The following is a 14,005-nucleotide window of genomic DNA, read 5'->3' as shown; positions in this document are numbered from 1 at the left end:
TTTAATATCTACAGTTACATTCTGTAACAGCTTTAACACTTGCTTTAAGATTAGTAACCGCTAGATTGAAATCAGCAGTAACATTTTGTTTAACACAATAAGTCAGGGCGCAACTTAGCGTTATTTGACAGTGTTACATTAATTTCAAACACAGCAGTGCAGCACCTATCAGTACTTCTGGTGGATTAACTTTCTGTTAATCCAGCTGATTGATGCGCAAACTCGGATGGAGTTTCATCATGTTTAATGAAGTCCATACAATGAATAGTCAGGCGTTAAATGCTCAAACTTTATTGTTGATCACTAAACCCTCGCTACAGGCGACTGCGTTATTACAGCATCTAAAGTCTTCACTCTCTATTAATGGGAAACTTCATAACATTCAACGCTCTCTTGAAGATGTCGTCGGTAATGTTGTGGTGCTTTTCGATATGGTTGAAGCCGATAAAAAGCTGATTAACTATTGGCAGGATAACTTAGGTCGCAAACATAACAGCATTAAGTTGTTGTTATTAAACACCCCTGAAGAGTATCAATTCCGTGACATAGAAAACTGGCCGCATATTAATGGTGTGTTTTATATGTCTGAGGAAGAACCGCGTGTGGTAGAAGGAATTCGTGGTGTGATGGCCGGAGAGTGCTACTTCTCGCAAAAGTTAGCAAGCTACCTTATTAATCACTCAGGGAATTATCGTTTCAATAATGTCGAGTCCTCTCTATTGACTCACCGTGAAAAGGAAATACTTAATAAATTGCGTATTGGCGCTTCGAATATTGAAATCGCTCAGTCGTTATTTATAAGTGAAAACACGGTAAAAACTCATCTCTATAATCTTTTCAAGAAAATATCTGTAAAAAACCGCACTCAGGCGGTTTCCTGGGCAAACGACAACCTCAGGCGATAAGGCGATGAAATTATCTGCTGCTTTACTGCTGGCGTCAGCTTTACTCTGCGCCTCCGGGGGCGTTCGCGCCGTGGAAGTTGAAATCCCCGGATTGTTAACGGATCACACCGTTTCTTCCGTGGGCCATGACTTTTATCGAGCCTTCAGTGACAGGTGGGAAAGCAGTTTTACCGGGAATTTAACTATAAATGAGCGACCCAGTGCCCGTTGGGGAAGCTGGATTACCATTACAGTCGATCAGGACGTTATTTTTCAGTCCTTTTTATTCCCCTCAAAACGTGATTTTGACCGCAACGTCACTATCGCACTGGTTCAAACCGAAGAAGCGATTAATCGCCGGCAAATTGACAAGACATTGTTGAGCACCGGCGATTTAACCACCGACGAATTTTAGGAGGCTGCCATGCGTATCACTCATGCAGTTTTGTCTTTACTGCTAATATCGCCCCTGTCGTGGGCGGGAAGTATGACGTTCCAATTTACGAACCCAAATTTTGGCGGGAACCCTAATAACGGGTCGTTTTTACTTAATTCTGCACAAGCACAAAACTCTTACAAAGACCCCAGTTTCGATGACAACTTTGGTATTGAAACTCCGTCTGCACTGGATAACTTTACTCAGGCCATTCAGTCACAGTTATTGGGCGGTTTGCTTAGCAATATTAATACGGGCAAACCAGGGCGCATGGTAACCAATGATTTTATCGTTGATATCGCCAACTCTGATGGGCAGCTGCAATTAAACGTGACTGACCGTAAAACAGGGAAGACATCAACTATTCAGGTTGCTGGCTTACAGAACTCATCTACTGATTTCTAGTGGCTCTTAAATAATGAAAAAGTATTTAAGGATAAACATCATGCAGCGTTTACTTCTCATCGTAGCGGTGTGTTTATTAAGTGGTTGTTTGACAGCGCCACCAAAAGAAGCTGCGAAACCTACACTTATGCCTCGGGCGCAAAGTTATCGTGATTTAACCCATTTGCCGGAATCAAAAGGGAAACTGTTTGTCTCGGTTTATAATATTCAGGATGAAACCGGGCAATTTAAACCTTATCCAGCAAGTAACTTCTCAACTGCTGTTCCACAGAGTGCGACTTCAATGCTGGTAACAGCGCTGAAAGATTCACGCTGGTTTGTTCCATTGGAGCGTCAGGGCCTGCAAAACCTGTTAAACGAACGTAAGATCATTCGTGCAGCACAGGAAAATGGCACGGTTGCCGAGAATAACCGCAGACCTCTTGATTCTCTTATTGCCGCAAACGTGATGGTTGAAGGTTCAATTATTGGGTATGAAAGTAACGTGAAATCTGGTGGTGTGGGCGCACGCTATTTTGGTATCGGCGGCGAAACACAATATCAGCTGGATCAAATTGCAGTTAACTTGCGTGTTGTTAACGTCAGTACCGGTGAAGTCTTGTCGTCGGTAAACACCAGTAAAACGATTTTGTCTTATGAAGTTCAGGCCGGGGTATTCCGCTTCGTAGATTACCAACGGTTGCTGGAAGGTGAAATCGGCTATACGACTAACGAACCTGTGATGATGTGTCTGATGTCGGCCATTGAAACAGGCGTTATTTATCTGGTGAATGATGGTATTAATCGCGGCTTGTGGGATCTACAAAATCCGCAAGACATTAATAATCCGATACTCGCTAAATACCGAGAAATGTCGGTCCCTCCTGAATCCTGATATTCAGCAGATAGAAAAAAACCAGCCGCGGCTGGTTTTTTTATTTATGCGTCTAACTCTATTCGGCAATAACTTGAGATTCAGGTTTGGCTTTTCGCGCTGCCAGCCAAAGGCCGCTGTTCTTCATGGCAAACCCAAAGACCAGTCCAAGCAGCAATGAAGGCACCACAATTCGCCATTCGCCCTGGTTTGCAAAGGTGGCGCAAGCCCCGATAAACGTTCCTGGCACAAACGATAGCAACATATGTTTTGCCTGCACGCACATCAGAAACGCCACCACACCTGTGACCATGTATCCCAGAATTTCCAGATGCGGAGCCAGCGCGCTACCGTGAATAATCACCTGCGCCCAAAGAACACCGCTGCATAAAGTGCATGCAGAAATGAAAAGCCCTTTGAGACCACCCTGAGGACACGCGAAATACGCGGTACAACCGAGGAAACCTGCCCAACTGAGTAGACCGAGACTCACCGCAACCCAACCCCAGAGGCCTGAGAGAATACCGGTGGTCAATGCCAGAGAAATAAGTATGTTCATAGCGGCGTATCATAGCAGAGCCTTATGGTTCGACCACGATCTACCGCACATTTTTTGTAGATCCCACTGATACGTTGCAGTCTAAATGCGACTTAAATCACATATAGCTACTCTTCGTTTTCTTCTTCTAACTCATCACGCATCGCCTGAATAGCTTCACGGCTCAGCAGGGCCAGGGTGCGATAGAACGGGGTTGTAGAGTGAGCTTCAACTTTGCCCAGGAACGTCCCCGCCCATGGCAACAGGTAATCGTCAAATAAGCGAACCTGCGCTTCAAACTCATCTTCTTGTGACTGATCTTCCAGCCACGAAGCCGCTAACAATAAGGTGCCAAAATGATCGGCTGGGGTGTCGGCCAGCGGCATACCGCGCTGTTTGAGGAACTCACGCACTTCACCTTCGTTGCTGCCCGCTTCCCATGCTGAACGGTACGGCGGCACGCTGCACTCTTCGCCAACAAACAGCGCATTATAATCAGCAGCCAATAGTTGAGGATCGCAGCTTTGTTGCAGGCGAGCCAGCAACTCGTCTTGCTCCAGCGGCCAGTGCTCAGCCAGTTTGCCATCGCGGATCATCGTCAGCAGCGGAACCAACAGAGGATCCTGAGGCTGGCGGTAATACAGTGATCCTAAAATGCGACAAATAATTGAAAACTCATTCATGCTAACGGTCCATTTAGTAGAAATTCAGTCAGTGATAATCACAGTGTGGCGAATTCGTCGATAGGTTCCATACCGCGGGATTCAAGAAACCCGAGCATACGGCGAACGGAAACATTCAGTATACGATCTTCCGGGAACTCAACTTCTGCCAAAATTTTGCGGCATTCATCGAAATCCCCAAGCGTAAAGGCGGTATGAGAGTCAGAACCCAACGATAGCCAGCCCCCGGCGTCTCGCACTGCGGCGGCAATGGCCCGGCAGTTAGGGCCACTGCCCTTGCGCGAATGTGTAAATGAGGAGTTATTCAGCTCCAGCGCCACGTTGTATTTGGCTGCCGCCTGCGCAATGGCTTCGATATCAACCGGGAATTTTGGATTGCCCGGATGGCTGATAATGTGGACATTCCCACTCGCCATCGCTGCAATCATGGCTTCGGTGTGCGTGGCACTATCTTGTGGCGGGAAAACAGGCTCATGAAAACCGGCGATAATCAGGTCGAGTGAGTCCAGCATCGGGCCGGTGCAGTCGATGTCCCCGGCGGTATTTTTAATGTTGGCTTCAATGCCACGCAAGATGCCTACGCCATCGACCACTCTTGGCCAGATGCGCATATTCACAAAATGCCAGTAATGCGGTGCATCAGCCATATCCGGGCCGTGGTCGGTAATCGCAAACAGTTTGATGCCTTTGCTTTTAGCAATCGCGATGTAGTCATGAAGGGTGCTATAGGCATGGGTGCTGGCGACGGTGTGCATGTGCAGGTCAACGGGATACATGGCTCTCTCCTTTTATCTCTTTCCCGCAAGGATAGCAGTTATCGCCGTTGTTTTTTAGCCCGGACCAGGCCGGGCATTGGTTTAGTAGCCGTTGTCCAAAGAAACCTGTCCGCTCGGAGATTCCTTGTTTTCAATTTGGCGAATCGTTTTCGCGATATACGTCATCGCTTCTTCAGGACGCGTAACCGCCGCAAGGTGCGGGGTAATCGCAATGCGAGGATGTTTCCACAACAGACTGTTATGAGGAAGTGGCTCTTTGGCAAACACATCGAGCATCGCACCTTTTACTTTACCGCTATCAAGCGCCGCCAGCAGATCGTCTTCAACCAAATGCACGCCACGCGCAAGGTTCATCACGTAAGAATTGTCAGCAAGTTTATTAAGCAACTCGCTGTTGATGATGCCCACGGTTTGCGGTGTGTTTGGTAACAGGTTAATCAGCACGCGAGTGCCGGAGAGGAATTGACCCAGTTGTTCTGCGCCCGCGTAACTTGTGATACCCAGATAATCTTTTTTACTGCGGCTCCAGCAGCGCACCGGGAAGCCCCAGGCAGCAAGGCTTTCGGCGACTTTTCCACCCAAAACCCCCGCACCGAGCACACCAATGGTGAAATCTTCGCGGCGATAATCTTCCAGCGGCTCCCATTTCGCCTGCTGTTTTAATGCCTGGTAATCGTCAAAGCGGCGGAACCAGTGCAACGCCTGGCTGACGGCATATTCCTGCATTTGAAGCGCCATACCGGTATCTTCAAGGCGAAATAGCGGTACACCTTTTGGCAGCATCTCAGGGTGCTTCTGGAGTTGACTCAGAATGGAGTCCACACCCGCCCCCAACGCAAATACGCCTTTCAGTGTCGAACGGCCGCTGAGCATTTCCACCGGGGGATGCCAGACCAGCGCATAATCCGCAGGCTGGTTATCGCCAGGCAACCACTGGCGAACCGTTGCTTCTGGAAGTTTTTGATGTAGGCCTTCAATCCACTGTTGAGCATTAAAGGTCGGATGGTGAAAAATAATATCCATGCTTTCTCCGTTATTTCTTAGACTTATCAGCAAGTACTTAACAATACATAAGATGAATGTAATAAAAAACCATCACGTTCTGGCGCTTTAAGAAACAAGTTGTTTGAAGTTTGGCTAAACGCACCAGAATAACTAAAAAGTGGATTGACGCCGACAATTGTTTTCCCTACATTAGCGCCCGTTCCAGCAGTCAAGGAACAACAAAACGGTGAGGTGTCCGAGTGGCTGAAGGAGCACGCCTGGAAAGTGTGTATACGGCAACGTATCGAGGGTTCGAACCCCTCTCTCACCGCCATATTTAAAGAGAAAGTCTGAATTCACGTTCAGACTTTTTTTTCGCCCGTAACCCGTAGAGAGACGGGTGAGAACCCTCGACCCGAGGTTTGACAAATGCTTTAGCATTTGGACGTCAGGGGCGTTCACGACCATGACGCCCGCAGGGCAAGCGCAGCGCAGTCAGCCCCTCTCTCACCGCCATATTTAAAGAGAAAGTCTGAATTCACGTTCAGACTTTTTTTTGCCTTAAATCTGGCATCGTTCATAGCTTGACCAAACGGTACGCAAACAGAAGATTAAACTTGACCGAATGCGGTTCAATCCCTATAGTAGCGCCCCGTTGCCCCCTGAAGTTGGCAACAAAAACAATACGGTGAGGTGTCCGAGTGGCTGAAGGAGCACGCCTGGAAAGTGTGTATACGGCAACGTATCGAGGGTTCGAACCCCTCTCTCACCGCCATATTTAAAGAGAAAGTCTGAACTCACGTTCAGACTTTTTTTTCGTCTGTAATTTGTGTACTTCTTGTCGAATGACGCTGCGCTTATCCGACCTACTCGGTTCCAGACTGTTTTGTAGGGTGGATAAGCGATAGCGTCATCCACCATTTGTACCCACGATCTGCAAAAAAAACCCGAACCTAAGTTCGGGCATGTCAGATTTATTCTGGCTTACGTTTGCTAAATCGCTCTCGTATCACCACAAAGAAGACCGGCACAAAGAAGATGGCGAGTAAGGTTGCCGAGAGCATCCCGCCCATTACACCGGTTCCCACTGCGTTCTGCGCGCCACTGCCTGCCCCACTGCTTAAAACCAGCGGCATGACACCCAGAATAAATGCCAGTGAAGTCATCAGTATTGGACGCAAACGCATACGCACCGCATCGAGCGTGGCTTCAATCAAGCCTTTGCCTTCTTTCTCCATCAGATCTTTGGCAAATTCGACGATCAGTATCGCGTTTTTAGCCGATAAGCCGATGGTCGTCAGCAGCCCCACCTGGAAGTAAACGTCATTGTTCATTCCACGCATCGCCGCCGCTAATAGCGCTCCCACCACACCGAGCGGCACCACCAGCATGACCGAGAACGGTATCGACCAGCTTTCATAAAGCGCTGCCAGACACAAGAACACCACAACTAAAGAGATAGCGTACAGTGCAGGCGCCTGGTTCCCGGAAAGCCGTTCCTGATAGGACATTCCCGTCCAGTCGTAACCAATCCCGGACGGCAGTTTCGACGCCAGCTGTTCCATCAGCACCATCGCCTCACCGGTACTTTTCCCCGGCGCCGCTTCGCCCAACAGTTCCATAGAAGGCAAACCGTTATAGCGTTCAAGACGTGGCGAACCGTACATCCAGTGTGACGATGAAAATGCTGAAAGCGGTGCCATTTGCCCGTTGCTACCGCGAACGAACAGATTATCAATATCCTGCGGCAGCATGCGGAAACGCGCATCCGCCTGGACATACACTTTCTTCACGCGGCCGTGGTCGATAAAGTCGTTCACGTAAGTGCCGCCCAATGCGCTGGCAATCGTCTGGTTGATATCAGCAAGGCTAATGCCAAGAGATTGCGCTTTTTCCTGGTCGATTTCGAGCTTGTACTGCGGCGTGTCTTCCAGACCATTCGGGCGCACACGCGTCAACATATCTGGGTGTTTTGCCACCATCCCCATCAGTTGATTACGTGCGAGAGTCAATTGTTGATGCCCCAGGTTTGCCTGGTCGATCAATTCAAAGTCGAAGCCAGTAGCCGTCCCTAACTCGATAATCGCCGGTAAGTTAAACGGGAATATCAGCCCATCGCGAATTTTACCGAAAGCTTTAGTTGCTCGCTCAACAATGACACCGACGCCATTCTCCTTGCCTGCGCGCTCTTCCCACGGTTTCAAGCTAATAAAGGCAATCCCGGAGTTTTGCCCCTGCCCGCTATAACTAAAGCCGTTAACCGTAAATACCGATTCGACATTCGCTTTTTCAGTGTTGAGATAGTAATGCGATATCTCGTCGAGCACTTTTTGCGTCCGTTCCTGCGTCGCCCCCGCAGGCAATTGCACCATGGTCATAAACACACCCTGATCTTCTTCGGGCAGGAATGAGGTCGGTAAACGCAAAAATAGCACCGCCATTCCGACCACAATGATCAGATACAGCAGCAAGTAACGCCCGGTACTACGCAAAATATTGCTGACACTATCTGTATAGTGATGCGCGCTTTGGTTGAATTTTTTGTTAAACCAGCCAAAGAAACCCGTTTTTTCATGCGCCTGCGGATCGACAGGTTTTAGCAACGTCGCGCACAGCGCGGGAGTCAGGATCAACGCCACCAGCACCGAGAGCGCCATCGCCGAAACGATGGTTATCGAGAATTGGCGGTAAATGGCCCCTGTCGAGCCGCCAAAGAAAGCCATCGGTATAAATACCGCCGAGAGCACCATGGCGATACCCACTAAGGCTCCCTGAATTTGGCCCATTGATTTTTTGGTGGCTTCTTTTGGCGAGAGATGGTCTTCGGCCATCACACGTTCAACGTTTTCCACCACCACAATCGCATCATCAACCAGCAGGCCTATCGCCAGCACCATGCCAAACATGGTTAATGTGTTGATCGAATAGCCAAACGCAGAAAGTACGGCAAAGGTTCCAAGCAAAACCACCGGCACCGCAATAGTCGGGATCAGCGTCGCACGGAAATTCTGCAAGAACAGGTACATCACCAGGAACACCAGGATGATGGCCTCAAACAGCGTTTTCACCACTTCATGAATCGATATTTTGACAAACGGCGTGGTGTCGTATGGGTAAACCACCTTCATTCCCTGCGGGAAATAAGGTTGCAGTGAAGCCAATTTTGCCTTGATACCTGCTGCGGTATCCAGCGCGTTTGCGCCAGTGGCAAGCTTAATCCCCAGACCTGCTGCGGCCTGACCATTAATTTTCGCCACCGTATTGTAGTTTTCCCCTCCTAACTCAATACGCGCCACGTCGCTTAAATGCACCACGGAGCCATCTGGGTTCACTTTCAGCGTCACTTTGCCAAATTCTGCGGGGTCGCGTAAACGCGTCTGGGCAATGATCGAAGCGTTAAGCTGCTGGTTTTTAACCGCTGGCGTACCGCCGAGTTGGCCAGCAGCGACCTGGTCGTTCTGCATTTTTAGCTGCGTAATGACATCGCCCGGATTAAGTTGATACTTGTTCAACGCATCCGCATTCAACCATATACGCATGGCGTACTGCGCACCGAACAGTTGAACATCCCCCACGCCGTTGGTACGGCTAATGGAATCTTTAATATTTGATGCCACGTAATCGGAAATATCATCCTGCGTCAGCGCCGGGTTATCGGAGATGAATCCGGCAACCAGTAAGAAACTACTGGAGGATTTTTCAACGCTAATCCCCTGCTGCTGCACCTCTTGCGGTAATAGCGGCATCGCTAGTTGCAGTTTGTTCTGCACCTGAACCTGTGCAATATCCGGGCTGGTGCCTGATTTAAAGGTCAAAGTGATGGTCACGCCGCCGGCGGAATCACTGGTGGAAGACATATACATCAGGTTATCGATGCCGTTCATGTTCTGTTCGATAACCTGCGTCACGGTGTCCTGAACCGTCTGCGCATCAGCACCAGGATACGTTGCCGTCACTGCGACGGCAGGAGGTGCAATAGTCGGATACTGTGCGACAGGAAGTTGCAGGATTGCCAGCGCACCGGCAATCATCAGGATGATCGCCAACACCCAGGCAAAGATAGGTCTTTCAATAAAGAACTTAGCCATTATCCAGGATACCTTAGCGGGTTTGAGCGGCAGCGCTATCCGGCACTATCTGTACAGCAACCCCAGGACGAACGCGCTGAAGCCCGCTGACAATCACTTTGTCACCCGGTTTAACGCCTTTCGTCACCAGCCATTTATCGCCAATCGCCTGCGGTGCAGTCACTTCACGGACTTCGGCTTTGTTGTTTTGATCAACCACCATCACCGTTGCATCTCCACGTGGGTTACGCGTCACACCTTGCTGCGGCACTAAAATCGCTTCAGGTTGAATGCCCTCGTCAATTTTCGCGCGCACATACATCCCCGGCAGCAACTGGTGCTGCGGGTTGGGGAACACGGCACGCAAAGTGATAGAACCGGTTGTCTGATCGACCGTCACATCAGAAAACTCCAGCTCACCGTTTAATGCGTAAGGCTGGCCATCTTCCATCATCAGTTGCACTGCGGTTTTGCCATTCGCCTTTTTCAGACTTCCCTGCTCAACCGACTGTTTGAGTTGCATAAAATCATTGCTGGATTGGGTGACATCGACGTAAATCGGGTCGAGCTGTTGCACCGTTGCCATTGATGAAGTCTGGCCGTTAGTCACTAACGCCCCTTCGGTGACATTCGATTTACCGATGCGCCCGTCGATTGGCGAACTGACTTTGGTGTAGGCCAAATTAATGCGCGCATTTTCCACTTCAGCTTTTGCCGCAGTGACTTCTGCATCGGCCTGCTGGGCATTCGCAACGGCCTGGTCGTATTCTTGTTTGCTGATGTAATTTGTCCCGAGCAGCGGTACGTAACGTTTCACCGTTAAATGCGCGATATTCGCAGCCGCTTTAGCTTTAGCCAGCGCGCCTTGCGCACTGTTCCATGCGGCCTGATAAGGTGCCGGGTCAATTTGATAGAGCGAACTTCCCGCTTGAATATCGCTGCCTTCAACAAAATTGCGCTTCAGAATAATACCGCTGACCTGTGGGCGAACTTCTGCCACACGGAAGGCATCGGTGCGTCCTGGAAGTTCAGTCGTCACCGCTAACGGCGCGGCTGTAACGGTATACACATTGACCTGAGGCGCAGGCAATGCTGCCTTTTCGTCGCCTTTATCATTACAACCCGTTAATACACCCGCCGCTAACAACAGCACGGAAGGCAGCAGGATGAACTCACCATATTTCTTCATTACTATTCCTTAAAGCTTGATTCTTAAAGTAAAGATTTGTCGCCGTCAGACGCATTCCACCGGCGGCGAATTCCTGTTATTTCGATTTTCCAAAACGGCGGCTGATGACCACAAAGAACACCGGAACAAAAAAGACCGCCAGGAGCGTGGCGGAAACCATCCCGCCCATCACGCCCGTACCCACGGCATTTTGCGCGCCACTCCCCGCTCCGCTGCTGATGACTAACGGCATTACGCCGAGAATAAAGGCCAGGGACGTCATCAGAATCGGACGCAAACGCATGCGCACCGCATCGAGCGTTGCCTCGATTAATCCTTTGTCTTCTTTGTCCATCAGGTCTTTGGCGAACTCGACAATCAAAATGGCGTTTTTGGCCGACAGGCCAATGGTGGTCAGGAGTCCAACCTGGAAATAAACGTCGTTATTTAATCCGCGCAATGTGGCGGCAAGCAGCGCTCCGATGACGCCAAGCGGCACCACCAGCATGACCGAGAAAGGAATGGACCAGCTTTCATAAAGGGCCGCCAGACATAAGAAAACGACCAGCAAAGAGATGGCGTAAAGGGCTGGGGCCTGGTTGCCGGATAAACGCTCCTGATAAGACATGCCTGTCCAGTCGAAACCAATTCCGCTCGGCAATTTCGTCGCCAGATCTTCCATTAGCAACATGGCTTCACCGGTACTTTTACCCGGCGTCGCTTCACCGAGGATTTCCATGGACGGCAGGCCGTTATAACGCTCCAGGCGCGGGGAACCGTAAATCCAACGAGCACTGGCAAAGGATGAAAACGGCACCATTTGCCCGCTACTGCCGCGCACATACCAACTGTTAATATCCTGCGGCAACATGCGGCTGGACGCCCGGCCCTGCAGATAGACTTTTTTCACTCGTCCGTGGTCAATGAAGTCGTTGACGTAGGTGCTACCCAGGCCGGTAGCAATAGTCTGGTTAATATCAGAAATGCTCACGCCCAGTGACTGCGCTTTTTCCTGATCCACTTCCAGCTTGAATTGCGGTGTGTCTTCGAGGCCGTTCGGACGCACCCGCACCAGCATATCCGGGCGTTTTGAAATCATCCCCAGTAACTGATTTCTCGCCTTTGTCAGGGCATTGTGCCCAAGGCTCGCCTGGTCGATTAACTCAAAATCAAAGCCCGTTGCCGTGCCCAGCTCGGTAATGGCAGGCAGGTTGAACGCGAAGACCATGCCATCGTGAATTTTGCTAAACGCGCGGGTGGCACGCCCTACAATCGCGGTCACTTCATTCTCTTTCCCCGGACGCTTGTCCCAGTCTTTCAGACGCACAAACGCCAGGCCGTTATTCTGGCCCTTGCCGCTAAAGCTAAAGCCGTTAACGGTAAACACGGATTCGACGTTTGCCGATTCATGGGTCAGATAGTAATCGGTAATCTGGTCCATGATTTTTTCAGTTCTGGCCTGAGTCGCTCCCGCAGGGAGCGTGACCATCGTCAGGAACACGCCCTGATCTTCTTCCGGTAAAAATGAGGTGGGTAAATGAAGGAATAGCGCCACCATTCCGCCCACAATCAGCACATAAAGCACCATATAACGGCCAGTGCGACGCAGAATTTGCTTCACGCTGTCGGTGTAATGTTGGGTACTTTGTTCAAAACGCGCGTTAAACCAGCCGAACAGCCCGATGGTTTTCCCGTGGCTGCCTTTGGCCACCGGTTTGAGCAAGGTCGCGCAAAGTGCAGGCGTCAGAATCAGCGCAACCAGCACCGAAAGCGCCATCGCAGAAACGATAGTTATCGAGAACTGGCGGTAGATTACGCCGGTAGAACCGCCAAAAAATGCCATCGGAATAAACACCGCCGACAGCACCATCGCAATCCCGACTAATGCCCCCTGAATTTGACCCATTGATTTTTGCGTGGCTTCTTTCGGCGACAACCCCTCTTCCACCATCACGCGCTCAACGTTTTCCACCACCACAATGGCATCGTCCACCAGCAAGCCTATCGCCAGCACCATGCCGAACATCGTGAGCGTGTTGATGGAATAGCCGAAGGCGGCGAGGATCGAGAAAGTGCCCAGTAACACTACCGGTACGGCAATCGTCGGAATTAACGTAGCGCGGAAGTTCTGTAAAAACAGATACATCACCAGGAAAACCAGCACGATGGCCTCAAGCAAGGTTTTGAAGACTTCGCGAATAGAGATTTTGACAAACGGCGTGGTGTCGTAGGTATAAACCACGGTCAATCCGTGTGGGAAATAGGGTTCGAGTTTGGCCATCTGAGCCTGCACCGCTTTGGCGGTATCCAGCGCATTCGCACCGGTGGCTAATTTAATCCCCAGGCCAGCAGCGGGTTTACCGTTGTAGCGCGCAATAACGTTGTAGTTTTCACCGCCCAATTCGATTCGCCCGACATCGCGCAATTCGACTTTCGCACCGTCTGGTTTCACTTTTAGCTGGATGTGACCAAACTGCTCGGGGTCACGCAAGCGCGTCTGGGCAATAATAGATGCATTGAGTTGCTGGCCAGGAATGGCTGGAGTACCGCCAAGTTGCCCGGCGGCGACCTGCGCGTTCTGGGTTTTAATCTGGTTAATGACATCAAGCGTTGTGAGCTGATATTTGTTCAGTTGGATCGGATCAAGCCAGATACGCATTGAATACTGTGCACCAAAAAGCTGCACATCACCTACGCCAGCCGTCCGGCTGATAGGATCTTTGATATTCGAGGAAATATAGTCGGCAATATCCTCCTGGCTCATGCTGCCATCTTGCGAGATAAACCCGGCGACCATCAGGAAACTGCTGGAGGATTTCTTAACACTGATCCCCTGCTGCTGGACTTCCTGCGGCAATAAAGGCATCGCGAGCTGAAGTTTATTTTGCACCTGAACCTGAGCAATATCCGGATCGGTGCCGGATTTAAAGGTCAGCGTGACCGTCACACTACCTGAGGCATCGCTTGTAGAGGACATGTACATCAAGTTATCAAGGCCATTCATATTTTGCTCGATAACCTGCGTCACCGTATCCTGGACGGTACTGGCATCCGCACCGGGATAGGTTGCGTTAATAGCTACCGCTGGCGGGGCTATTGTTGGGTACTGCGCCACTGGCAAATTGATGATGGACAGAACCCCCGCCAACATCAAAATGATGGCCAGCACCCAGGCAAATATGGGGCGCTCGATAAAAAACTTCGCCATGGA

11 protein-coding genes and 2 tRNA genes are annotated in these 14,005 nt (G+C 50.2%); 6 read left to right on the top strand and 7 right to left on the bottom strand.

What is annotated here, in order from left to right; genetic code table 11:
• Nucleotides 1–239 precede the first annotated feature (239 nt).
• From csgD to csgG, 4 genes are read left to right on the top strand one after another with little or no spacing between them, the layout of a single operon-like run.
• Nucleotides 240–905 carry a biofilm master transcriptional regulator CsgD gene (csgD, locus tag M2371_RS08630; protein ID WP_034494430.1) on the top strand — a complete coding sequence of 222 codons (666 nt, stop codon included), beginning with the start codon at nucleotides 240–242 and terminating at the stop codon, nucleotides 903–905.
• Between the two features lie 4 nt (nucleotides 906–909).
• On the top strand, nucleotides 910–1,299 hold the full coding sequence (gene csgE, locus M2371_RS08625) for a curli production assembly/transport protein CsgE (RefSeq protein ID WP_034494428.1): 390 nt from the start codon (nucleotides 910–912) through the stop codon (nucleotides 1,297–1,299).
• A 9-nt stretch (nucleotides 1,300–1,308) separates the two neighbouring features.
• Complete coding sequence (gene csgF, locus M2371_RS08620; protein WP_034494426.1) at nucleotides 1,309–1,725, top strand: curli production assembly/transport protein CsgF; 417 nt, start codon at nucleotides 1,309–1,311, stop codon at nucleotides 1,723–1,725.
• 40 nt (nucleotides 1,726–1,765) lie between these two features.
• Complete coding sequence (gene csgG, locus M2371_RS08615; RefSeq protein ID WP_034494424.1) at nucleotides 1,766–2,599, top strand: curli production assembly/transport protein CsgG; 834 nt, start codon at nucleotides 1,766–1,768, stop codon at nucleotides 2,597–2,599.
• Between the two features lie 58 nt (nucleotides 2,600–2,657).
• Here the strand turns inward: csgG and M2371_RS08610 are convergent, their stop codons facing one another.
• From M2371_RS08610 to ghrA, 4 genes are all read right to left on the bottom strand, one after another.
• Complete coding sequence (locus M2371_RS08610; protein ID WP_034494422.1) at nucleotides 2,658–3,137, bottom strand: DUF1097 domain-containing protein; 480 nt, start codon at nucleotides 3,135–3,137, stop codon at nucleotides 2,658–2,660.
• A gap of 107 nt (nucleotides 3,138–3,244) precedes the next feature.
• Entirely contained in the window at nucleotides 3,245–3,799 is a 555-nt protein-coding gene (locus tag M2371_RS08605; protein ID WP_034494420.1) for a molecular chaperone, read from the bottom strand.
• Between the two features lie 38 nt (nucleotides 3,800–3,837).
• Complete coding sequence (locus M2371_RS08600; RefSeq protein WP_172894923.1) at nucleotides 3,838–4,575, bottom strand: phosphatase; 738 nt, start codon at nucleotides 4,573–4,575, stop codon at nucleotides 3,838–3,840.
• Between the two features lie 81 nt (nucleotides 4,576–4,656).
• A complete protein-coding gene (gene ghrA / locus M2371_RS08595; RefSeq protein ID WP_259267465.1) occupies nucleotides 4,657–5,598 on the bottom strand; it encodes a glyoxylate/hydroxypyruvate reductase GhrA in 942 nt (313 codons plus the stop codon).
• 207 nt (nucleotides 5,599–5,805) lie between these two features.
• On the opposite strand from ghrA, the gene M2371_RS08590 reads away from it, so the two are divergent.
• Both M2371_RS08590 and M2371_RS08585 read left to right on the top strand, forming a co-directional pair.
• A tRNA-Ser gene (locus M2371_RS08590) sits at nucleotides 5,806–5,893 on the top strand.
• Nucleotides 5,894–6,246: 353 nt separating this feature from the next.
• Nucleotides 6,247–6,334: transfer RNA gene (locus tag M2371_RS08585), tRNA-Ser, on the top strand.
• A 199-nt stretch (nucleotides 6,335–6,533) separates the two neighbouring features.
• Here M2371_RS08585 and M2371_RS08580 read toward each other — a convergent pair.
• The 3 genes from M2371_RS08580 to M2371_RS08570 form a co-directional block, all read right to left on the bottom strand.
• A complete protein-coding gene (locus M2371_RS08580) occupies nucleotides 6,534–9,647 on the bottom strand; it encodes an efflux RND transporter permease subunit (RefSeq protein ID WP_259267464.1) in 3,114 nt (1,037 codons plus the stop codon).
• Between the two features lie 13 nt (nucleotides 9,648–9,660).
• Nucleotides 9,661–10,815, bottom strand: a complete 1,155-nt coding sequence (locus M2371_RS08575) for an efflux RND transporter periplasmic adaptor subunit (protein WP_259267463.1) — start codon at nucleotides 10,813–10,815, stop codon at nucleotides 9,661–9,663.
• 76 nt (nucleotides 10,816–10,891) lie between these two features.
• Nucleotides 10,892–14,002 (bottom strand): efflux RND transporter permease subunit, encoded by a 3,111-nt coding sequence (locus tag M2371_RS08570; protein ID WP_259267462.1) that lies wholly within the window; start codon nucleotides 14,000–14,002, stop codon nucleotides 10,892–10,894.
• Between the last annotated feature and the right edge of the window lie 3 nt (nucleotides 14,003–14,005).

It is taken from the genome of Buttiauxella sp. BIGb0471, assembly GCF_024807715.1.
Taxonomy (GTDB): domain Bacteria; phylum Pseudomonadota; class Gammaproteobacteria; order Enterobacterales; family Enterobacteriaceae; genus Buttiauxella; species Buttiauxella agrestis.
This window is presented reverse-complemented; position numbering and strand designations above follow the sequence as displayed.